Source organism: Bacillus sp. F2HM (genome assembly GCF_019266135.1).
GTDB classification, from domain to species: Bacteria; Bacillota; Bacilli; order Bacillales; family Bacillaceae; genus Bacillus; species Bacillus safensis.
The window spans coordinates 24,952-51,091 of sequence record NZ_LRMO01000011.1 but is presented as its reverse complement, the minus strand read 5'-3'; the positions used below and the strand labels follow the sequence as shown (position 1 = coordinate 51,091).

Sequence of the window (26,140 nt, the reverse complement as noted above, 5' to 3'; positions counted from 1 at the left end):
GTTTCTTGATTACAGCCACTTTTTCAAAAATCGTGTCGCCTCGTGACGCATAGCGGCTGTTTCAAAATGACCTGCATGAAGACGGGTAAGCTGATATCGTTCTTTCAATGAAGCAGCTTCATAGGTTTGACTCAATACCTTTTGAATCCTTCCAACGCCTTCAGCAGGCGTGAGCTGATCAAGTTTTCCAACTAAGCTTAAATGCGGTCTTGGAAAAATCATTTCTTGAATGTCCGCTGCTGTAAAATGCTTCGCCAAACTCGGTACATAGTAATAAAAGCCATGTCTGTCCAAATTGTTCGTTTCAATTAATGTATGATGGTCCACCTGTGCGCAAAGATCAATACACACACTGACCCTCTCATCAAGTGCAGCCGTCCACCAGGAAAGAAGACCGCCCATTGACATCCCAAAGACAGCTAACCTGTCCGCCAGCACATCAGATCGAGACAGCAAATAATCAATCGCACACATACTTTCATACAGCATCATGCCCCACATCACTTTTCCTGTTAAAAGCATTTCCTTAAAAATTTCACTTTCTGTTCTTCCTCTTCTCTCACCAAACCCTGCATGATCAATGGCCAGTACACTATATCCTTTTGATGTAAACTCTTTTGCATATGAAGGCTCTTGCAAATAATGGGCACCCTTTAACAGCTCTTCCTTCCCATTCACGTAATTCCCGCCATGAGAGTGCTGGAACAGCACAACGGGTCTTTTTTTCACTGTATCCTTCGGTTTCACGAAATAAGCAGGTACTTCCTCTACACCATTCATGGAGAGAATGAGTGTTTCCACTACATATGATTCACGTTCCTCCATTTTTAACGTATAAGCCTCCACGCGATGACGTTCTGGCATTTCTCCTAACAGACTGAGCAGTTGTTCACGTTTGCTTTCCTTTTCCATTGACGTCACTCCTCATTTTCTTGATCACCTGTTAAAATACGAGACCGATGCGGGAATCACCTTGTTTTCGACAAAATTATGTCCCGGGAAATAAAGAACACCCATCGGTTCATACCGATGGGTGTCATCATTAGTTCGCAACAATATTGACAAGCTTCCCAGGAACTGCAATCACTTTACGAATGGTTTTCCCTTCAAGCTGTTCTTTTACACGTGCATCATTTTTCGCGAGCTCTTCTAACTGCTCCCTTGTTGCATCAGCAGGAACGGTTAATTTTGCTTTTACTTTACCGTTAAGCTGTACGACAATTTCTACTTCATCGTCGACAAGCTTTGACTCATCATATTGAGGCCATGCTTCATAAGAAATAGATCCTTCATGACCAAGTTTATTCCAAAGCTCTTCTGCTAAATGCGGTGCAATTGGAGAAAGAAGCTTTACAAAGCCTTCTGCATATTCTTTCGGCAGTGTATCCGCCTTATAGGCATCGTTGATAAACACCATTAATTGTGAAATGCCTGTATTGAAACGCAAGCCTTCATAATGATCCGTTACCTTCATGACTGTTTCATGATAGCTGCGTTCTAATGCGCCGCCAGATTGCTCTGTCACTTTATCACTGAGTGAGCCATCTTCATTTGTAAAGAGACGCCATACACGATCAAGGAAACGACGAGCGCCATCAAGTCCTGTTTCAGACCAAGCAATTGACGCATCTAAAGGTCCCATGAACATTTCATAAAGTCGTAATGTATCCGCACCATGAGATTCTACAATATCATCTGGGTTGACCACATTTCCTTTTGATTTACTCATTTTTTCATTGTTTTCCCCAAGAATCATACCTTGGTTGAACAATTTCATGAAAGGTTCTTTTGTTGGAACAACACCGATATCATACAAGAACTTATGCCAGAAGCGTGCATATAGAAGATGCAGTACAGCGTGTTCTGCTCCGCCGATATACACATCAACTGGAAGCCATTTCTTCAGCTTCTCAGGAGAGGCAAGCTCTTCTGTGTTATGAGGATCAATATAACGTAAGAAATACCAGCAGCTGCCTGCCCATTGCGGCATTGTATTCGTTTCGCGGCGGCCTTTTTTACCTGTAACAGGATCTACAACCTCAACCCAGTCTTTAATATTGGCTAATGGTGATTCACCTGTACCACTTGGCTTAATCTCTGTCGTCTTAGGCAAGATCAGTGGAAGCTCTTCTTCTGAAACAGCTGAAGATGTTCCGTCCTCCCAATGAATGATTGGAATCGGCTCACCCCAGTAGCGCTGACGGCTGAACAGCCAGTCTCTTAAACGATATGTGACTTTCTTTTCACCTTTTTGATGTTCTTCAAGCCATGCAATCGCTTTTTCAATCGCTTCTTCTTTTCCTAAGCCATTTAGGAAATCAGAGTTAATGTGCTTTCCATCACCTGTGTAGGCTTCTTTTTCAATGTCTCCGCCTTCTACAACTTCTTTAATTGGAAGATCAAAGGTTTTGGCGAATTCATAGTCACGTTCATCATGGGCAGGAACCGCCATAATGGCTCCAGTTCCATAAGTCGCCAGCACGTAATCGGCAATCCAGATCGGCATCTTTTCACCATTTAAAGGATTGATGGCATACGCTCCAGTGAAAATACCTGTCTTCGTTTTAGCAAGATCTGTCCGCTCTAAGTCACTCTTTGATTGAATCTCTTTGATATACGCTTTGACAGCTTCTTTTTGAGCATCTGATGTAATTTTTTCAACAAGTGCATGCTCTGGTGCAAGCACTGCATATGTTGCGCCAAATAGTGTATCAGGACGCGTTGTGAAAACCGTAAACTGTTCGTCATGTCCTTCTACTTCAAAATGAACGTGCGCACCTTCAGAGCGTCCGATCCAGTTACGTTGCATATCTTTGATGCTTTCAGGCCAATCAATGTCCTCTAAATCTTCTAACAGCCTGTCCGCATATGCTGTAATCTTTAGCATCCACTGCTTCATAGGACGTCTTTCAACAGGATGGCCTCCGCGTTCACTTTTTCCATCAATGACTTCTTCATTTGCAAGCACTGTGCCAAGCGCTGGGCACCAGTTCACTGGTACTTCATCAATATAGGCCAATCCTTTTTCGTACAATTTTAAGAAAATCCATTGTGTCCATTTGTAGTAATTCGGATCTGTCGTGTTAATTTCTCGATCCCAATCATACGAGAACCCTAGTGATTGAATTTGGCGGCGGAAGTTATTGATGTTCTCTTCTGTAAAGGCCGCCGGGTCATTTCCTGTATCAAGTGCATACTGTTCTGCCGGGAGACCAAATGCGTCCCATCCCATTGGATGAAGAACATCATATCCCTGCATACGTTTCATGCGTGATAGAATATCCGTTGCTGTATAGCCCTCAGGGTGCCCGACATGAAGCCCTGCTCCTGATGGATATGGAAACATATCAAGTGCATAAAACTTCGGTTTATCTTCCGAGTCAGATGTGGCGAATGTTTTATGTGTCAGCCAATAATCCTGCCACTTCTTTTCAATTTCCCGATGCTGAAAACTCAATGTGAAAACCTCCTTTAATATGTACGGCTTTATCTGCTTAGATGACCACTGCAAGAATTCAGATTTTTCTAAAATCAACAAAAAACCCTCATCCCTGGAAAGGGACGAGAGATTTTTTGGTTCCCGCGGTACCACCCTTGTTAGCGTAACATGCTGTTCGTACGCTCACTTAATATCTTTAACGCAGACATGCGACAGAAGCTTTAACGCAACTGCAACTCTGAGGCGAGTTCAGAAGCAGATTTGATTGACTTTCACCAGCCGTCAATTCTCTAAAGACAAATACTGCTTTCCTACTACTCCTCTTCACTGTTCTTATCGTAACCGTCATCTAAGTAGTATTTTATAGAATTATGATCATAAGTGCAAGCAGGTTTGTATACAATGGAAATGTACCCTAGACTAGGGTAAAGTAGAGGATATTATTCGTGTGGAGATCGGTTATGACGGTTGGAGCCTGCATCCTGTGAACGTTCTTCTCTCACAAAATCGAAGCTTCGCAGAACTGCTTCTCCTCCGTAACCTGAAATAATGGATAAGATGATCAAGTGCAGACTAGATTCGGGATTTGAGGATAAGACAAGCAGTGTAGCGGCAATCATCCCAACGAGCCAATCTTCAATAAACCCTAAGTAAATAAACTTTTTTGTCATTCTGGGCTTCTCTAGCCTGCCTTTTTTCTTTACGTGACCGAGAATGCCCATGACCCCTCCAATGGCGCAAGCAATAATGACTTGTTGCAGCATTTTCATCACCTTCCTAAAGCCCTTAGAATAGTAAAGCGACTTCAGGCTGTCCAGCCCCCTGTAATGCCATTCTGCTGTTCCGTCATAATCCATGTAAAAGGTCTATTCTCTCTAACGAAGAAAAAAAGCTTGTTTCTTCCATTATATGTGAATGACCTAAAAACAATCTTGATGCATTGGAATCATTTTTACCTAATCCATATTAACTATTTTTGTCATTTTATGAATGATGAGTAATTGATTCCTTCTTTTTCTAATGAAAAGTCTCCTTACTTACTCTATTCTAATGGAGGACAAACTATGATGACAAATTTAACAAAGCGTTTGCAATCGTTGAAACAGAACATATGTTATGTTACGTTTAAAAGGATTCGTTTGGTTGAAAAGACAACCATTTGATATGTCTTATAGCAGCAAAGGAGGGTAATATGGTCAGCTCGAACATTTTCGGCTTGCAAAAACAGCTTGAACTCATCAAAAAAGCGCTGGATCATGCGCGGATCGGTGTTGTCATTACAGACCCTTCCTTAGAGGATAACCCTATCGTTTATGTGAATCACGGCTTTACACAAATGACTGGATACAAACCAGATGAGATTCTTGGTCGTAATTGTCGATTCCTTCAAGGAAAAGACACGGATCAAAAGCAGCTTGCTTTAATTCGTGATGGAATTCAAAACAAAACACCTATTACCACACAGCTAAAAAATTATAAAAAAGACGGCACTTTTTTTTGGAATGAACTCAATATAGATCCTCTATACATTGAACAAGATGACAAAACATTTTTCATTGGTTTTCAAAAGGATATTACGAAACAGAAAGAATATGAACAGCTCCTAGAAGATTCCTTACAGGAAGTCACCTCTCTTTCGACGCCAATCGTCCCAATCAAAAGTGGTGTATCTGCTCTTCCGCTTATCGGAAAATTATCTGAAGAACGCTTTGATGCCATTGTCGCTAAGTTAACCTGTATATTAGATGATTCAAAGGATGATTATTTAATTGTCGACCTTTCTGGTTTAATCGAGGTCGATGATTCCGTCGCAGCACGTATTTTCAAACTGCATCATCTTCTCAATCTAACTGGAACCGAACTGATCATCACTGGGATTAAGCCGCAGCTTGCGCTGAAAATGAAAGACCTCGATACAGATTTCCAGAATACGATCACTTATTTGACAGTAAAAGAAGCCATAAAAGGATTACCATTAGCTGAAAACCCTGTGTAAACAGGGTTTTTTCAATTGAACCGCTCCCCAAAATGGAAAAATGAGGTATGATAGGTGTAAATAGCAATTTAGGGGGGCTGTTAGATATGTTTTTACTCATATTAGGTCTTTTATGTGTTTGTTTTGCCATCGGATATGCTGTCAATTTCTTCTTACTCAAACGCAAGAACGAGCTGATTTTTTCAAAGAAACTTTTTTATCCTTTTTTGATCATTGGTCTCTTCTTTTCCATTATGTCATTACCGCTTACTGCTGGAAATGCGCCAAAGGCACAAGCCGATCCATCTTCTGAACAGCTGTTAAAGGATCAAAAGGAACTCTCATCTGACATTTCGCGCTTAAAAGCTGATAAAGAGTCGCTTATCTCCTCTTTAGAAGATGCAGAGAAGGAAAAAGAAAAGCTAGAAAAAAAGCTGGAAACCATCACCTCAGAAAAAGAAACGGTCAAACAGCAAGAGAAGACCATTCAATCGCTTGAAGAGAAAATAGACAAGCTCACCTCCAGCAATGAAACACTCAAACAAGAAATCAAGAATAGCAGCAGCGATACGAAGTCTTCCTCCGTCCAGCGCTCCGCACCTAAAGATGAAGGAAAAAGCACAGGCGGTCATGAATCACAAAAGGAAACAAAAAAAGAATCGGCTGCCTGTAACATTAAAGGGAGTGTCAACGGCATTTACCACACACCAAGCAGCAGATACTACTCTAGAACAAAGAATGTAACCAAAATGTTCTGCTCAGTAGAAGAAGCAGAGCGTGCCGGATACAGGGCACCTAAGCAATAGCGATGTTTAATGAAGATAAAAAAGAACCTCCTGAGCGCCCAATCGGGTTTACAGGAGGTTCTTTTTTAGATTTCTCTTCTTAAAGCTGCTAATACATTCGTTTTTGTTGCCTTACGTGCCGGGTTAAGCCCTGAAATGATCGCTACCCCTGCGCTGATCACTGTCGCTGTAATGACAAGGCTGAGTGGAATATAGGAAAAAGTAATCGAGAATTGATCGCTTGATCCTCCCTCAGACATGGACGACAAAATGGCTGGGATGATTAAATTAACGGCGAAACTAATCAAATATGAGATGATAATACCGATGATTGATCCGATTACTCCAATATAAGCACTTTCCATTAGGAACATCCGCTTGATAATGGATGGATTCGCGCCAATGGCTTTCATAATCCCAATCTCTTGTGTTCGCTCTGTTACCGCCATGGTCATCGTATTGAAAATTCCGATGGCAGAAATAATGACTGCAATACATCCGACAAAAATGAGTCCAATTTTGAAGACCGTAAAGAACATATCCATTCCTTCAAGCTGGTTCGTCACAGAGATGACTTGATAGCCCTCATCTGTTAGTTTATTCGTGAGCGTACCGACATTGTCGAATTTATCTGCATAAACAGAGGTCTTTTTCTCGACATTTCCTGCTTCAGGAGACAGGTCGAGTATTTGACCAAATTCTTTTTCATAAGCATTCGGAATTAGAATTTTATGATCTTCCTGCCACTCCAAATTCGGCTTTTTCAAAACACCTACTACACGGAAATCAAATGTTTTTTCTTTAACGACTTCACCTTCTTCATTTAGTTTTGGCACTTTGATTTGAATCACTTTATTTAAAATATCCTTCGTGTAGCCTTTTGGCTCCTTCGGTGTTTCTTCCCCATTTGACGTCTGGTTTAATTCTTTTTCATAGGCTTCGCGTTCTTTTTTTGTCCACAGTTGCTGCGCCATATGATATCCGACCACAATTTCGTTCGCTGATGTTGGGACTTTTCCTCGGTCTAGTTCAAGCCCTGCCTCTTTTTCTTCTTTCATATCGGTCAAAGCAGCCTGTGTTTCACTTGAACGGTTATCGAGCTCGACATTAACCGATGGATTGATTGCCGTTCTTGAGACAACAGATTTCACATGATCATATTTCTTTAAATCATCAATCTTGACGTCTCCTTTTTCTTTTCCTAACACTTTAATTTCTGTGATGATTTGCTGTTTCATAATTTCATCTTGAGCTGATTTTTGCAAACCAAAACCGACAGACGCTAGAACGATTAGGAAGGAGCATGCCATTGTTGTCGCAAGAATGGTCATAAACACACGCAATCTATTTTTCTTCATATTTCTTCTAATGAATTTGACCTGATCTCTAAATTTCAATGGATTGTTCCCCTTTCTTTAATACACCATCGTGAAGCTGGAACGTTGTGTCTGCAATTGAAGCGACTTCATCGTCATGTGTAATGATGACAAATGTAATTCCTTTTTCACGATTGAGCTGCTGGATAAAGGCTAAAATTTCCCCTTCAGTTTCTGAATCCAGACTGCCTGTTGGTTCATCCGCTAAAATAATTGATGGATTTAAAATCAAGGCTCTTGCAATACTCACACGCTGCTGCTGTCCGCCTGACAGCTCATTTGGGTAATGTCCTGCGTGATGTTCAAGTCCTACTCGTTTCAACATTTCTTTTACTTTCGCCTTTCGTTCAGACGGCTTCACCCCTTTTAAAGTGAGCGGAAGTTCAACATTCTCATACGTTGTTAAGCTCCCGATCAACTGAAAGCTTTGAAAGATAAAGCCAAAGTGATCTAAGCGAAAGTCTGCCCATTCTTTTTCATTAAAGCCGGTCACATCGGTGCCATCAATGACAATTTTTCCGCTCGTTGGCGTAATATAGCCTGATATTAAGTTCAATAAAGTTGATTTCCCCGAACCACTTCGTCCAACAATACAAGCAATATCGCCTCTTTTGATGGACAGGTCAATTCCTTTCAGCACAGGAATTTCATTTTCCCTGCCCTTTTTACCAATTTTAAATACATGATCTAATGCTTGAATCTGAATCATCTCTACTCCCCTGCTCTCTGTTTATCTTTTTCGATAGATTAAGAAATAACTCGTTAGTGCGCCCACAGCTCCACCGATGAGCATGCCAACGATATAACCAAATATGGAATTATCTGAAGAAAAACCAAACCATCCAAACCCTAGAACACCGAAGACAATGACCATAATCTGAATAGGTCTATCCATACTTGAGTAAAGGAAGAAGCGGCCATTTCTTTCAATTGGATGTTTTATAAAGCTAAACAAACCAATTAGGTAAAATATGACCATCATGACAAGTGGAATGATGAATGCTTCACCATTAAACCAATGCTGATATTCTTGTTGAAAAATGTCATTTGTAATATAAGTAATTGGTGAAATAGGCGATATCAAATAATTGAGGCTCGTATCTATCCACCTCTCACTTGTTCTAAAGATAAAATCTAAATGAACAATCGGAAGTCCAATTAACAAAAATGGTAGAATGGACGTACTGAATCCAACGATTGCTTGGGATATAGCACTTCCTGTTAATGTACCTGCTGCAAAAAATAAAGTGTAGATCATCAAAGCTGACAACAGTGCATAAAAATAACGACTGTTGAACTCAGGTGTTTCTATTGGATGAAGGCCTAATTTGAGTAAATAAATGATAAGATATGAGACAACATGAACGCCTGCGATGATGCCAGCACCTAAGAAAAACTTGGTATGAAAGATAGCACTTCTGCTAAATGGCAAGGATAATGTAAAGTCCATCTGCCCTTTATTTCTCTCAAACCCTAGCTGAATCACAGCAAAAAATATTCCCATTAACCATGAAAGTGAGAGAAATGCATCCTTCTTAAACATATAAGTGAATGTTGTTGAATCCATTATACAGTCTGAATTTTTCAAACAATCTTGAAAGGTTGAGTAATCCATTAAGAGGGATAATGGTGTCGCAAACATCGCAACAAGCATCACTAAAATGAATGTCAGCTCAGATTGCTTCCACTCCTTATATAATAATTGCCGCTTTACCATCTGCGTTTCCCTCCAAACTTCGCAATGAATACTTCTTCTAAATTCACAGGCAGTTCATGCCATACTTTTGGCTTCAGTGACTTCAAGTACTCTTTAGCTTCTTCGTCGGTTTTTAGAACAAGCGCTGTATAGAAAACGCCCGCTTGATCCAAAATCGCAACACCATTTTTTCGAATACTTAAGTTCATATCTTCTTCAAAAGCCATTTGGATTTTGACATAGTCATTCTTTAATTCATCTAAATCCATGACACTTGTGAGCTGATTTCCTTCTAAAAACCCGATTCGATTACACATACGCTCAATGTCCTCTAAGCGGTGAGATGTAATTAAAATCGTTGTTTGTCGTTCTGCCACCTCGTCAATCATCAGCTGAAGAACGTCATTTCTTGTGACGGCATCAATACCATCAGTCGGCTCATCTAATAAAATGACCGCTGGTTTGATGGCAAAGCTTAAAATTAATGACAGCTGTTTCTTTAACCCTGTCGACAATTCACGATACTTCACTTTTTCCGGAATTTCATAGCGGTTCACAAGCTCATTGGCATAGGTCACGTCAAACTTTGGATAAATATGCTTTAACAGCTGGACAAGCTGTCCGTAATTGTATCTGTCAAAGTAAGGATTCACGACTGGCATGAATACAATATTTTGCTTTACTAAAGGGTGGTCTTTCACTAGCACATCTTTAAAATAAATCTCTCCTTCATCTGGAAGAAGAATTTGCTGAATCAATCTGAGAAGTGTTGTTTTCCCAGAGCCATTCCGGCCAAGCAGACCGAAGATCTCACCTTCGCCTATTTTGAAGGAAACGTCGCTGAGTACTTCGCGTCCATTTAATTTCTTCGATACATTTCTGACCTCAATCAACTTGTTTTCCTCCTTTTAGACTTGAGCCGATCTCTTCTAGCCATTCCTTGAGCTGATGAATATCAATACCAGCATAATGAGCTTCTATGATGAGTTGTCTTAACTGTTCTTTCATCTCGAGCACCTTCCCTTCATTCAGCTTTAACTGAGCACCTTCTGTTACATACGTACCGCGGCCCCGCAGAGTTTCAATAATGCCTTCCCGCTCAAGCTCTTTATACGCTTTGCTGACGGTGTTTGGGTTGGCAATAATAATGGTGGCGAGCTCTCTGACAGAGGGCAGTTTGTCACCTGGCTTCATCACGCCTTTTAAACATAAAATTTTGAGCTGCTCAATGATTTGTTCATATATTGGCGCAGCGCTTCTTGGATCTATTTGGATCATGATGGCTCCCTCTTTCCTCATTCATGCTTTTGCAGTCCTATCGCTTGTTCATGTCCTTGCATTAAAGGAAACGAATTGGGTATCAAATCTTTTTGAACTTCAAAACCAATGAAAACGAGAACGAAAAAAAATGTACATGCTATCGCAACAGCCAGCACCATCCACTTCAAATTGATTGATTTTTTTTCTTTTTTCATGGTTGAACACCTTTCTTCACTTTTTAAGTGTCTGTAGTGTATTAGTTGATGTAGTACACTTAATACAATATAGACACCCAGTATAAAAGTCAATAGCTTATTAAAAAAATAAAAAACAGACCCTTAAAAGAAGGATCTGTTCATCATTCATTATCGTAGGAAATCCCTAAAATCATTTGGTTTTGCAAGCTCTGAATTTGAACACGCGCCCTGTCTAACCGTTCTCTTTGCTGGTCATTGGCGACATCTTTTAATTTTTCTAATTCGTTGACCGTACTCTCAAGCATGAGCTGTGCTTTTGAAAACTCTTCCTCATTATAATGTTCCTGACGTGAGCTCAAATCAAATTGTTCATTTGCAAACTCAAGGGTTTCCGTACTTTTTTGGATAAATTCATCGATCGACTGCCTTGTTGCCATCTTACATTCCCTCCATTTCATCATCGCTCCCGCCTATTTTGCCCATGTAAAGCTTTTTCACTAAAGAAAATGTTGGACAGATTCAATTGTCCTCCTTCGTGATTTTTGTTAAACTTTAAGGATGCCTATTATTATGCAAGGAGGTTACTGACTTGGATCAGCATAACCCTTTTTTATATTCAAACAGCGAAAAACGTTATCACACATGGAATTATCATTTGCGTGAACACTTTGGTCATAAAGTATTTAAAGTTGCCTTAGACGGCGGCTTTGACTGTCCAAACCGTGATGGTACTGTAGCCCACGGCGGCTGTACATTTTGCAGTGCCGCTGGATCTGGTGATTTTGCAGGAAACCGGGCTGATGATCTCATCACTCAATTTAACGAAATCAAAGACCGGATGCATACAAAATGGAAAGATGGAAAATACATGGCGTATTTTCAGGCGTATACAAACACACACGCGCCGCTCCCTGTCCTAAAAGAAAAATATGAAACCGTCATGAATCTGGATGGTGTCGTAGGTCTATCCATTGCAACAAGACCTGACTGTCTGCCGGATGACGTAGTGGAGTATTTAGCCGAATTAAACGAACGCACTTACCTATGGGTAGAGCTTGGTCTTCAAACGGTACACGAACGGACAGCTATGCTCATTAACCGTGCTCATGATTATGAATGCTACGTTGAAGGTGTAGAAAAACTGAGAAAACACGGAATTCGTGTCTGCTCACATATCATCAATGGATTGCCTCTTGAAAACCGAGACATGATGATGGAAACAGCAAAAGCTGTTGCGGATTTAGATGTGCAGGGAATTAAAATTCATTTGCTTCACCTTTTAAAAGGAACCCCAATGGTCAAGCAATATGAAAAAGGAAAGCTTGAGTTTTTAAGCCAGGAGGAATATGTTCAGCTTGTTTGTGATCAGCTGGAGATTCTGCCGCCAGAAATGATTATTCATCGTATTACAGGCGACGGCCCAATTGAATTAATGGTTGGTCCAATGTGGAGTGTTAACAAGTGGGAAGTGCTCAATGCCATTAATGCTGAGCTCGAAAGACGTAACAGCTACCAAGGGAAACGTTTCGTCAGATTGGAAGAAGCAGCAAAATGATTTTGAAACGCATGCTTCCTTTTAGTAAAGAGCTGTTAGAACGCGCTTGTCAAAAAGGCGACATCGTTATAGATGCAACAATGGGCAACGGCCACGATACACTCTATTTAGCGGACCTTGTAGGAACTGATGGACAAGTGTTTGCATTCGACGTGCAAGAGGAAGCCTTGCAGCAGACAAGCAAAAGGCTTGGCGGTCAATATCCTTACGTTCACCTGATCCATGATGGACATGAAAAACTGGCGGATCATCTTCCGAAGGATGTTTATGGACATATATCTGGTGCAGTGTTTAACCTTGGGTATTTGCCTGGAGGCGATAAAGCCGTTACCACTCAGGCTCATACAACCATTGAATCGATCAAGCAGCTCCTCGAATGGCTCAAACCCGGAGGTCTAATCGTCCTTGTGATCTACCATGGACATCCCGAAGGAAAAAGAGAAAAAGAAGTGCTTCTCGACTATTGCAGATCCCTGCCTCATGAAGAGGTACAAGTTTTATCATATCAATACATGAATATTCAAAACGACCCGCCGTTTGTGGTCGCCATTGAAAAAAAGCTCAAATCCTAATGGATTTGAGCTTTTTTATGATGATTTCATCCAAGGCATTTTCTGATAGGTCCGATAGGCTCTTCCGTTAATATAGAAAAAGAACGATGTTTTCCCGCTTGATTTGATCAGCCGCTTTGCCAGCTTGTTCATCTCTTTTTGGGCTGTCACTTTTTCATCGGACAAATAGACCGCCAGTAATCCTCTGTTAATCAATTTGTGAAAGTTTTCATGCGGAATACCTTTCAGCTGCTCATCCGCTTTTTCGATAAAATGCTGAAGTCTATCCATCATCTCATGATGAGAATCATAGTATGAGCAAAAGTTCAGATCTCCCCCAAGCCGATCCTCTTCTTGGTCTATTAAATAATCGAGTAAAATGTGCAGACCTTGAATATAAGGGAAATAGCTTTCGTAAATTTGCTTCGCCTGCTTTTCTGTAAAATCAGGCTGCAGCGCATACGCCACAAGACAGAATATCCCTAGCGTTGATCCCGCACAAGCTGAAAACTCATACCATTCCATCTTCGGCAAATCCTTTTCATATTGACGGAACCACGACTCTAATCTTGGCACACGTTCATGAGGAACGACATGCTTATGTACTTGCAGGTCACTATAGTAATCACACAGCGTGTGTAAATATGGCTGAATGATCGGATAATGCCGAACGCGCATAAGCACGTTTTGACATGTGCGGACAAGCGCATGTAAATATCCATGATCCTCTTGATCATCACGGAATTGATAGTATGGCTTGAGCTCAGCATGAATATCAAGCGCATCTCTCATCGCTTGATGCAGCATATGGAAATCCTTTGGATCAAGCGACGTGCTGCGGTCACATAGGTTATCTAAGTAATCACTAATGGTTTGATACGCCACAATGAATTCAATACACGTTTCTTTCTCTTCACCTGCTAAAAGAGATAAAATGCCTCCGCCTTCACAGTGAAACGTTTTACTCGATATGCTCGCTAGTGCCTGCGTTCTCAGTTCTTCATTTTCAATCATTTCGGCATGAGCCCGCCACTTTTTCAGCTCCTGATGAACAAGCGGAAAAATATCTTTATACACCTTTGTCATCAGTGCAAAAGGACGCTCTGGTACTGACAAATCACTCCACCCCCAACTTAAAGCTCACAATCAAATATATTGATCTGTAAAGGCTCTTGCCGCCTTAAACACATCTTCTCTTTCTGGTTCATTAAAAATTTCGTGATACAGCTCTTCCCATTCACGGTATGATTTATTGGTTGATTCTATGCCATTGAACCATTTAATCACCCTCGTTTTATCGACGATCTTATCATCACCCGCCTGCATTAAAAGGAGCGGGATCGATTTAAAGACATTCGTCGGCTGCATCGCCGCATCGATATTTTTGATCAGCTCTCGATACCAGCGAACCGACACCTTTGTCACGTAAAGAGAATCATTTGAGTCTGCCTCAATGACCGCCTGATTTCGTGTGGCTAGTTCAATCGACAGCCCTGACTCCACTTTAAAAGACGGTGCCAGCACATTTAGACCTTTTGACGCAAAATCCATCAGCTTCTTCGGTTTAAATTGCAGACCTAAACAAGGTGATGATAAAATAAGGCCATTCAACTTCGTATGGGTATACTGCTTCATCCACTCAATTGAAATGAGTCCACCCATACTGTGTCCAAGTAAAAAAGTAGGAAGCCTGAATGATTTCGCATGTTCGATCCATTCATCGACTGTATCAATGTATTCTTGAAACGAACGAATGTGGCCTCGCGCACGTGTCGATGTGCCTTGCCCAGGCAAGTCACCCATGACGACGTGATAGCCTGCATTCCGCCACATTTCAATCAGCCATTTATATCGGCCGTGATATTCACTCGCACCATGTACAATGACAATTGTACCAACTGGTCTTTCAGCATGCCAAGTCCACAAAGGAAACACCTCACAAATGTTGTATTAAGAAAGGAAGTCGAAAAAGTGATTTATCCATATCATCAGTTTACACCTGAGATTCATGAATCGGTCTTTGTCGCAGATAACGCCACCATTACCGGTGATGTCACAATTGGAGAATATTCGAGCGTGTGGTTTCAAACCGTCATCAGAGGCGATGTTGCACCTGTGAGAATTGGAAAGAACGTCAACATTCAAGATTTATCGTGTCTGCATCAAAGTCCTGGAAAAACACTTCTTATTGAAGATGGTGCTACCATTGGACACCAAGTCACATTACATAGCTCAATCATTCGAAAAAATGCCCTCATTGGCATGGGTTCCATCATTCTCGATGGTGCGGAGATTGGCGAAGGCGCCTTTATCGGTGCAGGAAGTCTTGTCCCTCAAGGAAAGGTCATCCCAAAAGGATCACTCGCTTTTGGTCGTCCAGCCAAAGTCGTTCGGCTGTTAACAGATGAAGATATTCAAGACATGGACCGAATCCGCAGAGAATATGTAGAAAAAGGACAATACTATCGTTCCCTTTTATCTCGTTAACATCATACGTGTATCTTCACTTTATCACGTTTTTTTCAGGATATTAAGCAATAACTATGAACCGCTTGTTATTTTACCCTTTTTCGCCACTTTCTATCATGACAAAAAAGGTTTTCAGCACAAAGCTGAAAACCTTTTTTCATTAACTAAAGATGACTTCTTTTGGTTGATGATTCAATTGCTCTGGATCAATACTGCGCTCGACATAAATGCTGTGCCAAATCATAAAGATCAGGACGGTCCAAATCTTACGGCTATGATCTGCTTTACCAGCACAATGTTCATTTAATAAATCAAGTACATACGCTTTGTTAATATATTCGTCAGTTTGACTGTTTTTAATGATGTCTTTCGCCCAAGCGTTCATCTCATTTTTCAGCCAATGACGAATTGGAACAGGGAAGCCCAGCTTCTTGCGGTTTAACACATGGTCAGGCACAATGCCTTCTGCTGCTTTACGCAATAAATATTTCGTTGTGCCATCTTTTGTTTTCAGCTCTTCTGGAATTTTAGAAGCCGCTTCAAATACGACCTTATCAAGGAAAGGAACGCGAAGCTCAAGAGAATTCGCCATTGTCATCTTATCTGCTTTCAGTAAGATGTCCCCGCGCATCCACGTATGAATATCAACATATTGCATTTTGTTAATATCACTGTAGCCTGCACTTTCCTCGAAGTATGTCTTCGTCACATCACGATACGTAATGTTCGGATCATACTGCTTTAAGAGGTTTTTCTTTACTGGCTCTTCAAAGATTTTCGCATTACCGATATAACGTTCCTCTAATGGTGTACAGCCGCGGACGATAAAGCTTTTTCCTTTCATTCCTTCTGGCATTAAGCGCGCCAGACGAAGAAGAAGCTTTTTCAGCATAGATGGAACAGATTCAAATGGTTTAAGAGAAAGCGGCTCACGGTAAATATTATATCCACCGAACAGCTCGTCTGCTCCCTCACCAGAAAGAACGACCGTCACTTGTTTCTTCGCTTCCTTTGCCACGAAATACAATGGAATCGCCGCCGGATCAGCTAAAGGATCATCTAAATGCCAAACAATTTTCGGAAGCTCATTCATATATTCCTCAGGAGAAATTACCGCACTGAAGTTTTGTAAGCCCAGCTTATCAGCCGTTTCCTTCGCTACATCAACTTCACTAAAGCCATCCTGCTGGAAACCAACAGAAAACGTCTTCAGCTCAGGATGAAATTCCTTTGCAACAGATACGATGAAAGAAGAATCGATACCACCTGATAGGAATGAACCAACAGGAACATCACTTCTCATATGAACTTTCACAGAATCATAGATTGCATCGCGTACTTCTTCAATCAGCTTCTGTTCTTGTGTTTGCTCAGGCTTGAATTGAACTTTCCAGTAAGTCTTAAATTCAATCTCCTGTCCTGGGCGTAAAGTAAACTGATGACCTGGCTCTACTTTGTGCACCTTTTGATCAAGTGTATTTGGCTCAGGTACGAACTGGAATGACATGTATTGCTGCAAAGCAGTCTCATCAAATAAAATGTTCTCGTTCACTGCCATCAAGCTTTTGCGTTCAGACGCAAAGTACACTTGCTCATCCATTTGTGTAAAATAAAGCGGTTTGATGCCGAAAGGATCTCTTGCGCCATATAACAATTGCGCTTCTTTATCCCAAATTAAAAATGCAAACATGCCGCGAAGCTTAGAAGCCGCTTCTTCTTTATAATGACGGTATGTAGCAAGAAGTACTTCCGTATCAGAATCTGTGCTGAACGTATAGCCTTTTTTCACAAGCTCTTCCTTCAGCTCCACATAGTTATAAATTTCTCCGTTGAAAATAATCCAATACTTTTCATCTTCATAAGAAAGCGGCTGCTTTCCGTGCTCAACATCTATAATACTTAAACGTCTAAATCCAAATCCTACATGCTCATCATGAAAGTAACCCTCATCATCCGGACCACGATGAACGATGAGACGATTCATTTGTTTAATTAGCTCTTCCTGTTCAGTAGTTTCGGACAATGGACGGTGATTAAATACACCAACAAACCCACACATATTATTGCCTCCACGTTATGTTATTTCTTAAAAGTAGACCTATAATTAGACAGTATTTTGTCCGATTTTGTTTCACATTTTTTCGCTTTTTGAAGATTTTTTTTTAATCAAAAGGAAAACCGCTTAAAATAAGCGGTTTTTTATGTTGTTATTGTCCCAATGCTTCTTTGCGAAGTGTATCGGCTTTATCCGTTTTTTCCCACGGAAGATCTAAGTCGTGACGGCCGAAATGTCCGTATGCAGCTGTTTGTTTGTAGATCGGACGGCGCAGGTCAAGCATTTTAATAATGCCAGCTGGACGAAGATCAAAGTTTGCACGAACCACTTCAATTAATTTTTCTTCTGAAGCTTTTCCTGTCCCGAATGTATCAATTGAAATCGATACAGGCTGTGCTACACCAATTGCATAAGCAAGCTGTACTTCACAAGAATCTGCAAGGCCGGCAGCTACGATGTTTTTCGCTACGTAACGAGCAGCATAAGCCGCAGAACGGTCAACCTTCGTTGCATCCTTACCTGAGAAAGCACCGCCGCCATGACGAGCGTATCCGCCATACGTATCAACAATGATTTTACGTCCAGTTAAACCAGCATCCCCTTGAGGTCCACCGATCACGAAACGGCCAGTTGGGTTAATAAAGTATTTTGTCTGTTCATCAATCAGTTCACTTGGAACGACAGGACTGATGACATGTTCTTTTAAGTCACTTTGAATTTGTTCAAGCGTCACTTCTGGTGCATGCTGCGTAGAAATAACCACTGTGTCAATACGAACTGGTTTGTTTTGCTCATCATATTCAACTGTGACTTGTGTTTTTCCGTCTGGACGAAGGTATGCAAGTGTTTCATTCTTGCGTACTTCTGTTAAACGGCGAGATAATTTATGCGCTAGTGAAATTGGCAGCGGCATGAGCTCTTCGGTTTCGTTATTGGCAAAACCAAACATCAATCCTTGGTCACCTGCACCAATCGCATCAATTTCTTCTTCAGTCATTGTTCCTTCACGTGCTTCAAGCGCTTTGTCTACACCTTGCGCAATATCAGCAGACTGTTCATCAATTGATGTAAGTACCGCACATGTTTCCGCATCAAAACCATATTTCGCACGTGTGTAGCCAATTTCCTTAATTGTGTCACGCACCGTCTTTGGAATATCGACATAAGTAGACGTTGTAATTTCACCGCTTACTAATACGAGACCGGTTGTAACAGAAGTTTCACAGGCAACACGTGCATTTGGATCTTTCTTTAAAATTTCATCCAAAATGCTGTCTGAAATTTGATCACAGATTTTATCCGGATGTCCTTCTGTCACTGATTCTGAAGTAAATAAACGACGATTTTGACTCATAATGGCTATTTCCTCCTGTACAAGACCACATCATCCCAAGATGAGGCCTCCAATATGATACGGAACTCGTTCCCTCTTATATTTGAAAACGTTTATATTAGAGATGTTATTGGCAATTTGTTCATATGATATCCCAAAAATAAAAAAACCATTTCCTTCATTGCGAGGAAAGGGTCTGAGATCGCATGCCTTTCACTCTTATCGCTCAAGGTGTTCTTGTACCTTGCATCAGGTTAGCACCTTGGTTTCTCAGCATTTTCATGCCTTTTAAATAAGAAACCGGTTGCTGGGCTTCATCGGGCCTGTCCCTCCACCAACTCGGGATAAGAGTATCCGTTCAATAAGATATCTTATCTTAAACCCTTGCGTCATGTCAATGCTTCATAAGAATTATCTCCCTCTTTTTTCTCCTCACCATTAGCATCACCAAAAAGCATATTTTCATAGCAGAAATGAAAAAACACACACAAAAATTTTTAAATAGTATAGACTATTATTATTAATGTGTTATACTAATCGAAACAAACAAATTCAACGGTAAAGGAAGGGTTTTTTTATGAACTCAGTGGATTTAAAAGAAGATTTGCAGTCATTGCTCTCATTAGAAAATACGCACCAAAATTTATCTGTTCCGAAACTTGTTGAAAAGATTTTGGCACGTAATGAAGGCGTTTTAACATCAACTGGAGCTGTCCGCGCCACAACTGGAGCCTATACAGGACGTTCGCCTAAAGATAAATTTATCGTCAAAGAAGAAAGCTCTGAACATAAAATCGATTGGGGTCAAGTCAACCAGCCGATCTCCAAAGAAGCATTTGACCGTTTATATACAAAGGTTGTGTCGTACTTAAAAGAACGTGATGAACTATTCGTCTTTGAAGGGTTTGCAGGCGCTGATGAAAGATATCGTATGCCGATTACAGTTGTAAACGAATTCGCATGGCACAATCTTTTTGCCAAGCAGCTATTTATCAGACCTGACGGGTCAACACCTTCTTCAAACGAAAAACCTTTCACCATCTTATCTGCACCGCACTTTAAAGCAGATCCTGCAACAGATGGCACAAACTCTGAAACGTTTATCATCGTTTCTTTTGAAAAACGCACGATTCTTATCGGTGGAACAGAATATGCAGGAGAAATGAAAAAGTCCATTTTCTCTGTGATGAACTACCTGCTTCCTGAGCAAGACATTTTATCCATGCACTGCTCAGCAAACGTAGGTCAAGAAGGCGATGTAGCCTTATTCTTCGGGCTTTCAGGTACTGGGAAAACGACGCTTTCTGCAAGCGCAAGCCGCAAGCTGATCGGAGACGATGAGCACGGCTGGTCTGGCACAGGGGTCTTCAATATCGAGGGCGGATGCTATGCGAAATGTGTGAACTTAAGTGAAGAAAAAGAACCTCAGATCTACAAAGCGATCAGCTTCGGATCAGTTCTTGAGAACGTTGTGCTTGATGAAGAAACACGTGAAGCGGATTACGATGATACCTTCTTTACTGAAAATACACGCGCTGCTTACCCAATCGAAATGATTGATAACATCGTGAAACCAAGTATCGCAGGACATCCATCTGCCATTGTCTTCTTAACAGCTGATGCGTTTGGCGTCTTACCTCCAATCAGCCGTTTAACAAAAGAGCAGGCAATGTACCATTTCTTGAGCGGGTACACAAGTAAATTAGCTGGAACTGAGCGCGGTGTCACATCACCAGAAACGACATTCTCTACTTGCTTCGGTTCACCATTCCTTCCGCTTCCAGCTCACGTCTATGCTGAAATGCTTGGCAAAAAGATTGATGAGCACGGTGCAAAAGTATTCCTTGTGAATACAGGCTGGACTGGCGGAGGCTACGGTACAGGCAAACGAATGAATCTCGCTCATACAAGAGCAATGGTGCAGGCAGCAATCGAAGGTGACCTTGACAATGCCGAGATGATTACTGATGACATCTTTGGCTTACACATCCCGCTTCATATTCCTGGTGTACCAGATGAAGTGCTTCAACCTGCTAAAACATGGGAGGACCAAGAGGCTTATCAAGAAAAAGCACACTTCCTTGCCAATGAATTTAAAAAGAACTTCCAAAAATTCAGCCACGCGGCAAGTGACATTGAAGCCAAAGGCGGTCCACTCGTATAACCAAATGAAAAAAGCTGAGGAGAATAAAATTCCTCAGCTTTTTTAGTTTGTTGAATGCAATGACACAAGACGGTACGTCACCTTCGTGACATTGTCTGTCAGCTCCAGTTTTTCAACATGTGCTGTCCCTGTTTTTTCTCCGTCTTTCGTTTTGCGCACCTCAAGTGGAATATTTAATGGATAAATGCGGTATCCATCCTTCATGAGTTCAAATACATTTTCTTCAATTCTTGTCTCTTTTCCCTTTGTGACAATCATTGTATTAAATTCAACAGGCATTCCCATAATGAAAATCCCCCTACTTTCTATATTTCGTTATACTGCTTATTTTACCACATTTCCGCTTTTTCGGCTGTGCATCCATGTGGTCAGCCTTCTCACAATTTCTCGATTATGCTGCGGCGGGAAATAGTGGTTGTATCCATGGAAATACCATGTCTCCACGGACTTTCCGTGCTGGCGCAGCGCATCTTCTAACAAATACGCATGCTCAATCGATACATTTTGATCCTCTTCTCCGTGGATGATAAGGACAGGTGCTTCAATTTTGTCCACATCATTTAAAGGGGTTCTGTTCTCATATGCCTCTGGCACCTTATGCGGCGGACCGCCAATCACACGCTTCATCATCCGTCTCATATCCACACGCTCTTCATAAGTCAGTTTCATGTCACTGACGCCTCCCCATGTGACAAAGGAAGCTGCCTCCTGTTTCATTTCAACAGCGGTCCAGATGCCCATAATACCGCCTCGCGAAAAACCAAAGATATGAATGCGGTCCTTCTTCACTTTTTTGTGCTGTTTTAACAGCTGAAAGGCAGCGAACGCATCTTTTCGATCTTCTCCGGCAAAATCTTCGTTCCCTTCGCCTCCTTGGTTTCCCCGGTAAAAGGGAGCAAAGACGACAAAGCCCTGCGCGGCAAATTGCACAATCCGGCCAGGTCTGACCATCCCCACATTTTTAATGCCGCCTCGTAAATACAAAAAGCCGTCGTAGAAACCTTCCCCGGCTGGTTCAGCGAGCAGGCCTTTCATCCGAAGTCCATCTGCCTCATAGGTCACTGTATATAAGTGAATATGCGGATGGGGCGACGGAAACCTTCTTTTTTCCACAATCACTTGATTTCTCTCCTTTTCATCTTTGATTACGTCCATTGCTTCAGTATCGCTTCTGCGACAAGCTGGCCTGATTTTGTCACCATCGGCGTGCCGCCGCCTGGATGACTTGTTCCACCAACAAACCAAAGTCCTTCAATATCCTTTGACTGATTATTGATGCGAAAGAATGCCTGTTTGAACGAGTTTGAAGACATGCCATAAATGGCTCCACGATATGCCCCCGTTTTCTGCTGCAGATCGAGCGGGGTTTGAACCGCTTCATATTCGATAAGCTCATCCAAATTAAAAAGACCTTTTTCCATTAATTTGTTTTTTACATGCTGACGATATGTCTCCTTTAGCATGTCCCAATCTTGCTCTTTTGTCACATAAGGTGCATTGGCCAGTACAAACAGGTTGCTTCTTCCCGGTCCTCCGCTTAAAGCTGGTTCTGAATGGCCTGAATAGCATATGTATAGCGCCGGGTCTTGAGGCAATTGTTTTTTCTGAAAAATATCCTTGAATTCTTGCTCATAATCCTCAGGGAAAAACACATTGTGATGGACCAGCTGTTCATAGACTTTAGGTACCCCTAATAAGAGAACAAAGCCCGACAACGACGGTTCAATGCCAGACAGTTTTTGATTTAAAAAACGAGGACGGTCTTTTTCATCTATGAGATGACGGTATACAGTCAGCGCATCTGCTCCTGCAATGACTTGATCTGCCTCATACATCTGCTGATCCGTCTCCACTCCTTTGATCCGCCGATCCTTCACATGAATCTTGTTCACTCGTTCATTGAGGTAAATCTGAACGCCTAATTCTTTTGCCAGTGTCTCAAATGCCTCAACTAAACGATACGTACCGCCCTGTATTCCATAAATCCCTTTCTCCCCTTCTAAATACGCCATCATATTAAAAATAGCCGGCGCCTCGTAGGGAGAAGAGCCAATATAAGTGGCATACCGTCCAAACATCGCCAATGTATGGGGATGACGGAAATATTGACGCAGCAGGCGCTGAACCGATGTGAACGGTTTGACAGCGAGAAGTGCTTTCATCAGCTTTACATCCGCCTTATCCTTCCAGCTCAATAACAAACGATTTAAAAACTGCTCCTCTGCCTTTTGAAAAAGCGTCTTTGATTCCTGCAAAAATGCGCGGTATTGCTTCGCATCTTCAGGACTGAATGCAGCAATTTGTGATTCCATTTGCTCAATATTCGGCGTAAACTCGACCGTATGTCCATCTGGAAAAATATTTTTGGTAAGCGGAGAAATCGGATAAAAGGTCACATAATCCTCCATCCGTCTATGACAGGATGTAAACACTTCTTCAAAATAGGCCTTCATTGTAATGGTGCTCGGTCCTAAATCAAAAGAGTAGCCTGCCTCGTGATGGCGCTGCAATTTCCCCCCTAAAGCCGCTTCTTTTTCTAAAATGGTGACCTGAACCCCGCGTGACTGTAGACGGATCGCTGCTGATAATCCGCCAAGTCCGCCGCCGATGATGATCACTTTTTTCATTCGTACCTTCTCCCTTTCCATTCATACCCTTCTTTTTTCAGACCGATTTTCATAGAAGCAAAGCCAATGGCGATCAGGCTTAAAATACTGACCGGCAATAAAAAAGCCATCGCAGATGTCCGCCCATTTTCAGTATCAATTGCTGCTTTAATCGATACACCCAGCCCATAGCAAAGAATGGCTAAGCATATGCTCAAAACATCCAGCTGAAACAAGGCGATCATGAAACAAATGACAGGAGCCAAATAAAGGAGGGTGTATAAACAAAAGACACTGCTTAACAAAGCAATGCTTCGATTCACCCCCGGGAACAAATTTTTCCGGTAACCTTCCCAAACCTCTTGTCCACTTTCATACATTCTCATATACACAAATGGATGAATGCTTGCAAGTGTGAACGGAAAGCCTTTTTCCTTCACCCTTCTAGCCAAAGCCATATCATCAACGAGTGAATCCTTGATCGCTTCATGCCCGCCAATGTCGTGATAACAATTCTTTTCAATGGCAATAAAACCACCATGTGCTGCAGCAAAAGCGGGGTTCTTTGATTTTCTTACCCATTTCACTGGCAGATGACAGCCAATGGTAAACATCATCATAGGAACGACAAGATGCTCAAAAAATGTACCTGTTTTTTGTTCTGGAAAACCTGACAGCATGCCCGTTTTTTGCATACATAACTGCTTGTAAACTGATTCAACTGCCCCTTTTTTTAACCGGACATCCGCATCTAAAAATAGCAGCCAATCAGAAGCTGCTGCCTCTGCGAGCTGAGAACAGGCATATGATTTACCAAGCCAGCCCCGCTTTAATGGCTGACCTGACTGGACTCGGATCCACGGATATGTTTCTGCGAAGCGCTCCACCAGCGCTCTAGTCTGATCTGTCGAATGGTCATCAAGTACGATAAGCTCTTTCGGATAAAAGCGTTGATCAACGATCGACTGAAGACAGGCTTCTATTCGTTTTTCCTCATTTCTCGCTGGAATCAGAATTGATAACGAAATAGGTTCACCTGGCGAAAAGGGTGCTGGCTTTAAAACAGGAAGCTGCCTCATATTCCATATGGTGAAAATAAACTGACAGAGCAAGAGTACACTGATTACGGTTAAGAAGACCGCCATGTTTTCACCCACTTTTTAAAGGAATCAAACGCATCACTTGTTGATTGACTTGTCCTTGTCATCTGTCTAAATTCTTGATTAGTTGAAAAATCAGGATCTGTGATGACCTGTGCTTGATGTGTATTTAGCTGCGTTTCAAGCAGATCTCTAAGCAGATGCGTCACGTCCTTGCTTCGAAATTCTCCGCCAGATACTAAGGTATCTTCACCAAACACAGCAGATACTGTCGGCTTTTGAAATTGATTAAATGTATAATGCAAGGTCACAGGCTTCACCACGACTTGCTCAAATTGTCTCACTAAAAATGAAGCCCCGCCCTCCAATTCAAGCGGCCGCATATCCTGATGCATGATTTTCCCCTGTGGAAAAAGCCATACAGCCCTGCCAGCCTGCATGTTCTCTTTTGCCGTCATTAATGCTTGCTTCACACTTTTCAGATTCTCTTTCTGAACCGGAAAGGCACCAAGCTTTCGGAAAAAGGCATATTGCTTCAGCTGTTTCTCCTCCATCATCATATAGTGATCGAGTTCGGACGCTTTTTCTGTTAAAAGAAAGATGATCAGTCCATCCCACCATGAGCTATGATTGGCGATATAAAGAACAGGCAGCTTCTCGTTTGGGTCCACAGTGCCTTTCATCATCACGCAGCGGAAATGTTTATGAAGTAAATACCGCTCAAGATAAAGAGAAAATATACGTCTAAACGATCGGCTTTTGTCGCTTTCTTTCAAATTGAACCCTTCCTTCACACAAAATAACAATGATCAGTGCTAAATAAAAAATGACATCGAGCCCGCCCTTTAATGCCAGCACACCAAAAAAGAACACCATTGCCTGATAAATACGGCTCGTCCAGCTCAGAGCCTTTTGATCAATCTGAACAAGCGGGAAGAGAAAGGAAAGTCCTGCTCCAATCATACCCCAGCTCACAAAATTCTCAAAAGGAATACCATAAAAACCGCCGCCGTCATACCACACCCAAAATTTCCGTTCAGCCGCTACTGGGTCTAATATGAGGTCAAGCAAGACAATCCATATCCCCGTTTCGACAGCTCGTTTCCATTTCGACTGCTGATTGGATAAAAAAAGGCTGTTTAAAAACACACCAACCCATGCAAAAGCAATGGTTAAAGGCACCCCTGCCACTAGAAAACCTAACGTCGGATAATAGTCATAGGCCCCAAAAGGAAAACCGGTTGTGATCCCAACCCATTCAACCGTAAATGTCAGCACCCCGACAACGGCTGCCCTTTTGATCACACCCCCCCATGCCCCATAAATATTTCGCCCAATCTCTATCACACAGCAGGCATAAAGCACAAGGAAAATGCCATTTGCAAACTGAAGCCATGCTGGCACTTCAAAAGAGACCATTAATATGAGCCCTACTAAATACCATCCAAGAAATACCCAACTCACTCTATACACGAAACCGCCCCTTTATTTCTTCCAAATTCAAGAAAGTATTCATGCTTCTAGTATAGAAAAAAAGACACGTTCTATAAATAAACAATGCGCTTCTTATTTTCATCT

Annotated in this window: 26 protein-coding genes, 1 riboswitch and 1 other annotated feature; of the genes, 6 read left to right on the top strand and 20 right to left on the bottom strand. The window is 41.7% G+C overall.

Annotated elements, in window-relative coordinates:
- Nucleotides 1-9: 9 nt before the first annotated feature.
- From AWT60_RS07275 to AWT60_RS07265, 3 genes are all read right to left on the bottom strand, one after another.
- Nucleotides 10-912 (bottom strand): dienelactone hydrolase family protein, encoded by a 903-nt coding sequence (locus AWT60_RS07275; RefSeq protein WP_076839312.1) that lies wholly within the window; start codon nucleotides 910-912, stop codon nucleotides 10-12.
- A gap of 130 nt (nucleotides 913-1,042) precedes the next feature.
- Nucleotides 1,043-3,457 (bottom strand): leucine--tRNA ligase, encoded by a 2,415-nt coding sequence (gene leuS / locus AWT60_RS07270; protein ID WP_024424893.1) that lies wholly within the window; start codon nucleotides 3,455-3,457, stop codon nucleotides 1,043-1,045.
- 97 nt (nucleotides 3,458-3,554) lie between these two features.
- Nucleotides 3,555-3,776, bottom strand: a binding site (T-box leader).
- 103 nt (nucleotides 3,777-3,879) lie between these two features.
- Nucleotides 3,880-4,209: a DUF4257 domain-containing protein gene (locus AWT60_RS07265; protein WP_008343006.1), complete on the bottom strand. Its 330-nt coding sequence runs from the start codon at nucleotides 4,207-4,209 to the stop codon at nucleotides 3,880-3,882.
- Between the two features lie 422 nt (nucleotides 4,210-4,631).
- Here AWT60_RS07265 and ytvA point away from each other — a divergent pair, with 422 nt between their 5' ends.
- Together ytvA and AWT60_RS07255 are read left to right on the top strand one after the other, a co-directional pair.
- Nucleotides 4,632-5,435 carry a YtvA family blue-light photoreceptor gene (gene ytvA / locus AWT60_RS07260; RefSeq protein ID WP_076839313.1) on the top strand — a complete coding sequence of 268 codons (804 nt, stop codon included), beginning with the start codon at nucleotides 4,632-4,634 and terminating at the stop codon, nucleotides 5,433-5,435.
- Nucleotides 5,436-5,521: 86 nt separating this feature from the next.
- Complete coding sequence (locus AWT60_RS07255) at nucleotides 5,522-6,220, top strand: sunset domain-containing protein (RefSeq protein ID WP_163114926.1); 699 nt, start codon at nucleotides 5,522-5,524, stop codon at nucleotides 6,218-6,220.
- Between the two features lie 65 nt (nucleotides 6,221-6,285).
- On the opposite strand, the gene AWT60_RS07250 is transcribed toward AWT60_RS07255, so the two are convergent.
- The 7 genes from AWT60_RS07250 to AWT60_RS07220 form a co-directional block, all read right to left on the bottom strand.
- Nucleotides 6,286-7,596, bottom strand: coding sequence for an ABC transporter permease (locus AWT60_RS07250; protein ID WP_076839317.1), 1,311 nt, complete (start codon nucleotides 7,594-7,596; stop codon nucleotides 6,286-6,288).
- Nucleotides 7,586-8,284: an ABC transporter ATP-binding protein gene (locus tag AWT60_RS07245; RefSeq protein WP_024424897.1), complete on the bottom strand. Its 699-nt coding sequence runs from the start codon at nucleotides 8,282-8,284 to the stop codon at nucleotides 7,586-7,588. The genes AWT60_RS07250 and AWT60_RS07245 overlap by 11 nt, the downstream gene beginning before the upstream one ends.
- Nucleotides 8,285-8,305: 21 nt before the next feature.
- Entirely contained in the window at nucleotides 8,306-9,292 is a 987-nt protein-coding gene (locus AWT60_RS07240) for an ABC transporter permease subunit (protein ID WP_056768310.1), read from the bottom strand.
- Nucleotides 9,286-10,164: an ATP-binding cassette domain-containing protein gene (locus tag AWT60_RS07235; protein ID WP_024426211.1), complete on the bottom strand. Its 879-nt coding sequence runs from the start codon at nucleotides 10,162-10,164 to the stop codon at nucleotides 9,286-9,288. The genes AWT60_RS07240 and AWT60_RS07235 overlap by 7 nt, the downstream gene beginning before the upstream one ends.
- Nucleotides 10,157-10,549: a GntR family transcriptional regulator gene (locus AWT60_RS07230; protein WP_019743690.1), complete on the bottom strand. Its 393-nt coding sequence runs from the start codon at nucleotides 10,547-10,549 to the stop codon at nucleotides 10,157-10,159. Before AWT60_RS07230 ends, AWT60_RS07235 begins: the two co-directional genes overlap by 8 nt.
- Before the next feature lie 17 nt (nucleotides 10,550-10,566).
- Nucleotides 10,567-10,746 (bottom strand): hypothetical protein, encoded by a 180-nt coding sequence (locus AWT60_RS07225; RefSeq protein ID WP_076839319.1) that lies wholly within the window; start codon nucleotides 10,744-10,746, stop codon nucleotides 10,567-10,569.
- 143 nt (nucleotides 10,747-10,889) lie between these two features.
- Nucleotides 10,890-11,165 (bottom strand): YtzC family protein, encoded by a 276-nt coding sequence (locus AWT60_RS07220; protein WP_056768312.1) that lies wholly within the window; start codon nucleotides 11,163-11,165, stop codon nucleotides 10,890-10,892.
- Between the two features lie 152 nt (nucleotides 11,166-11,317).
- Here AWT60_RS07220 and mnmL point away from each other — a divergent pair, with 152 nt between their 5' ends.
- The gene (mnmL, locus tag AWT60_RS07215) at nucleotides 11,318-12,283 is read left to right on the top strand and encodes a tRNA modification radical SAM protein MnmL/YtqA (RefSeq protein ID WP_017358356.1); all 966 of its coding nucleotides are present in this window, start codon (nucleotides 11,318-11,320) and stop codon (nucleotides 12,281-12,283) included.
- The gene (gene mnmM, locus AWT60_RS07210; protein WP_041107355.1) at nucleotides 12,280-12,855 is read left to right on the top strand and encodes a tRNA 5-(aminomethyl)-2-thiouridylate-methyltransferase MnmM; all 576 of its coding nucleotides are present in this window, start codon (nucleotides 12,280-12,282) and stop codon (nucleotides 12,853-12,855) included. The genes mnmL and mnmM overlap by 4 nt, the downstream gene beginning before the upstream one ends.
- A 15-nt stretch (nucleotides 12,856-12,870) precedes the next feature.
- Here the strand turns inward: mnmM and AWT60_RS07205 are convergent, their stop codons facing one another.
- A complete protein-coding gene (locus AWT60_RS07205) occupies nucleotides 12,871-13,950 on the bottom strand; it encodes a tetraprenyl-beta-curcumene synthase family protein (protein WP_041107357.1) in 1,080 nt (359 codons plus the stop codon).
- A 30-nt stretch (nucleotides 13,951-13,980) separates the two neighbouring features.
- Nucleotides 13,981-14,760: an alpha/beta hydrolase gene (locus AWT60_RS07200; protein ID WP_024424906.1), complete on the bottom strand. Its 780-nt coding sequence runs from the start codon at nucleotides 14,758-14,760 to the stop codon at nucleotides 13,981-13,983.
- 45 nt (nucleotides 14,761-14,805) lie between these two features.
- Here AWT60_RS07200 and AWT60_RS07195 point away from each other — a divergent pair, with 45 nt between their 5' ends.
- Complete coding sequence (locus tag AWT60_RS07195; protein ID WP_024426216.1) at nucleotides 14,806-15,321, top strand: gamma carbonic anhydrase; 516 nt, start codon at nucleotides 14,806-14,808, stop codon at nucleotides 15,319-15,321.
- 142 nt (nucleotides 15,322-15,463) lie between these two features.
- On the opposite strand, the gene asnB is transcribed toward AWT60_RS07195, so the two are convergent.
- A complete protein-coding gene (asnB, locus tag AWT60_RS07190) occupies nucleotides 15,464-17,362 on the bottom strand; it encodes an asparagine synthase (glutamine-hydrolyzing) (RefSeq protein WP_046312154.1) in 1,899 nt (632 codons plus the stop codon).
- Nucleotides 17,363-17,510: 148 nt separating this feature from the next.
- Complete coding sequence (gene metK, locus AWT60_RS07185) at nucleotides 17,511-18,713, bottom strand: methionine adenosyltransferase (protein ID WP_024424909.1); 1,203 nt, start codon at nucleotides 18,711-18,713, stop codon at nucleotides 17,511-17,513.
- Between the two features lie 195 nt (nucleotides 18,714-18,908).
- Nucleotides 18,909-19,043: riboswitch (SAM riboswitch) on the bottom strand.
- Nucleotides 19,044-19,269: 226 nt separating this feature from the next.
- On the opposite strand from metK, the gene pckA reads away from it, so the two are divergent.
- Entirely contained in the window at nucleotides 19,270-20,856 is a 1,587-nt protein-coding gene (pckA, locus tag AWT60_RS07180; protein ID WP_056768315.1) for a phosphoenolpyruvate carboxykinase (ATP), read from the top strand.
- Nucleotides 20,857-20,898: 42 nt separating this feature from the next.
- Here the strand turns inward: pckA and AWT60_RS07175 are convergent, their stop codons facing one another.
- The 6 genes from AWT60_RS07175 to AWT60_RS07150 are packed head-to-tail and all read right to left on the bottom strand — an operon-like array spanning nucleotide 20,899 to nucleotide 26,035.
- A complete protein-coding gene (locus AWT60_RS07175; protein ID WP_025092385.1) occupies nucleotides 20,899-21,141 on the bottom strand; it encodes a DUF2584 domain-containing protein in 243 nt (80 codons plus the stop codon).
- A gap of 39 nt (nucleotides 21,142-21,180) precedes the next feature.
- The gene (locus tag AWT60_RS07170) at nucleotides 21,181-21,975 is read right to left on the bottom strand and encodes an alpha/beta hydrolase family protein (RefSeq protein WP_041107366.1); all 795 of its coding nucleotides are present in this window, start codon (nucleotides 21,973-21,975) and stop codon (nucleotides 21,181-21,183) included.
- Nucleotides 21,976-22,001: 26 nt separating this feature from the next.
- Nucleotides 22,002-23,483 carry a phytoene desaturase family protein gene (locus AWT60_RS07165; protein WP_218677082.1) on the bottom strand — a complete coding sequence of 494 codons (1,482 nt, stop codon included), beginning with the start codon at nucleotides 23,481-23,483 and terminating at the stop codon, nucleotides 22,002-22,004.
- Complete coding sequence (locus AWT60_RS07160) at nucleotides 23,480-24,607, bottom strand: glycosyltransferase family 2 protein (RefSeq protein ID WP_218677081.1); 1,128 nt, start codon at nucleotides 24,605-24,607, stop codon at nucleotides 23,480-23,482. The genes AWT60_RS07165 and AWT60_RS07160 overlap by 4 nt, the downstream gene beginning before the upstream one ends.
- The gene (locus tag AWT60_RS07155) at nucleotides 24,592-25,338 is read right to left on the bottom strand and encodes a lysophospholipid acyltransferase family protein (protein ID WP_218677080.1); all 747 of its coding nucleotides are present in this window, start codon (nucleotides 25,336-25,338) and stop codon (nucleotides 24,592-24,594) included. The genes AWT60_RS07160 and AWT60_RS07155 overlap by 16 nt, the downstream gene beginning before the upstream one ends.
- Nucleotides 25,307-26,035 carry a carotenoid biosynthesis protein gene (locus AWT60_RS07150; RefSeq protein ID WP_218677079.1) on the bottom strand — a complete coding sequence of 243 codons (729 nt, stop codon included), beginning with the start codon at nucleotides 26,033-26,035 and terminating at the stop codon, nucleotides 25,307-25,309. The genes AWT60_RS07155 and AWT60_RS07150 overlap by 32 nt, the downstream gene beginning before the upstream one ends.
- Between the last annotated feature and the right edge of the window lie 105 nt (nucleotides 26,036-26,140).

Coding starts and splice junctions, on each gene's coding strand:
- AWT60_RS07275 (WP_076839312.1), bottom strand. CDS start 912: ATGGAAAAGGAAAGCAAACGTGAACAACTGCTCAGTCTGTTAGGAGAA.
- AWT60_RS07265 (WP_008343006.1), bottom strand. CDS start 4,209: ATGAAAATGCTGCAACAAGTCATTATTGCTTGCGCCATTGGAGGGGTC.
- ytvA (WP_076839313.1), top strand. CDS start 4,632: ATGGTCAGCTCGAACATTTTCGGCTTGCAAAAACAGCTTGAACTCATC.
- AWT60_RS07255 (WP_163114926.1), top strand. CDS start 5,522: ATGTTTTTACTCATATTAGGTCTTTTATGTGTTTGTTTTGCCATCGGA.
- AWT60_RS07245 (WP_024424897.1), bottom strand. CDS start 8,284: ATGATTCAGATTCAAGCATTAGATCATGTATTTAAAATTGGTAAAAAG.
- AWT60_RS07240 (WP_056768310.1), bottom strand. CDS start 9,292: ATGGTAAAGCGGCAATTATTATATAAGGAGTGGAAGCAATCTGAGCTG.
- AWT60_RS07230 (WP_019743690.1), bottom strand. CDS start 10,549: ATGATCCAAATAGATCCAAGAAGCGCTGCGCCAATATATGAACAAATC.
- AWT60_RS07225 (WP_076839319.1), bottom strand. CDS start 10,746: ATGAAAAAAGAAAAAAAATCAATCAATTTGAAGTGGATGGTGCTGGCT.
- AWT60_RS07220 (WP_056768312.1), bottom strand. CDS start 11,165: ATGGCAACAAGGCAGTCGATCGATGAATTTATCCAAAAAAGTACGGAA.
- mnmM (WP_041107355.1), top strand. CDS start 12,280: ATGATTTTGAAACGCATGCTTCCTTTTAGTAAAGAGCTGTTAGAACGC.
- asnB (WP_046312154.1), bottom strand. CDS start 17,362: ATGTGTGGGTTTGTTGGTGTATTTAATCACCGTCCATTGTCCGAAACT.
- metK (WP_024424909.1), bottom strand. CDS start 18,713: ATGAGTCAAAATCGTCGTTTATTTACTTCAGAATCAGTGACAGAAGGA.
- pckA (WP_056768315.1), top strand. CDS start 19,270: ATGAACTCAGTGGATTTAAAAGAAGATTTGCAGTCATTGCTCTCATTA.
- AWT60_RS07175 (WP_025092385.1), bottom strand. CDS start 21,141: ATGGGAATGCCTGTTGAATTTAATACAATGATTGTCACAAAGGGAAAA.
- AWT60_RS07165 (WP_218677082.1), bottom strand. CDS start 23,483: ATGAAAAAAGTGATCATCATCGGCGGCGGACTTGGCGGATTATCAGCA.
- AWT60_RS07160 (WP_218677081.1), bottom strand. CDS start 24,607: ATGGCGGTCTTCTTAACCGTAATCAGTGTACTCTTGCTCTGTCAGTTT.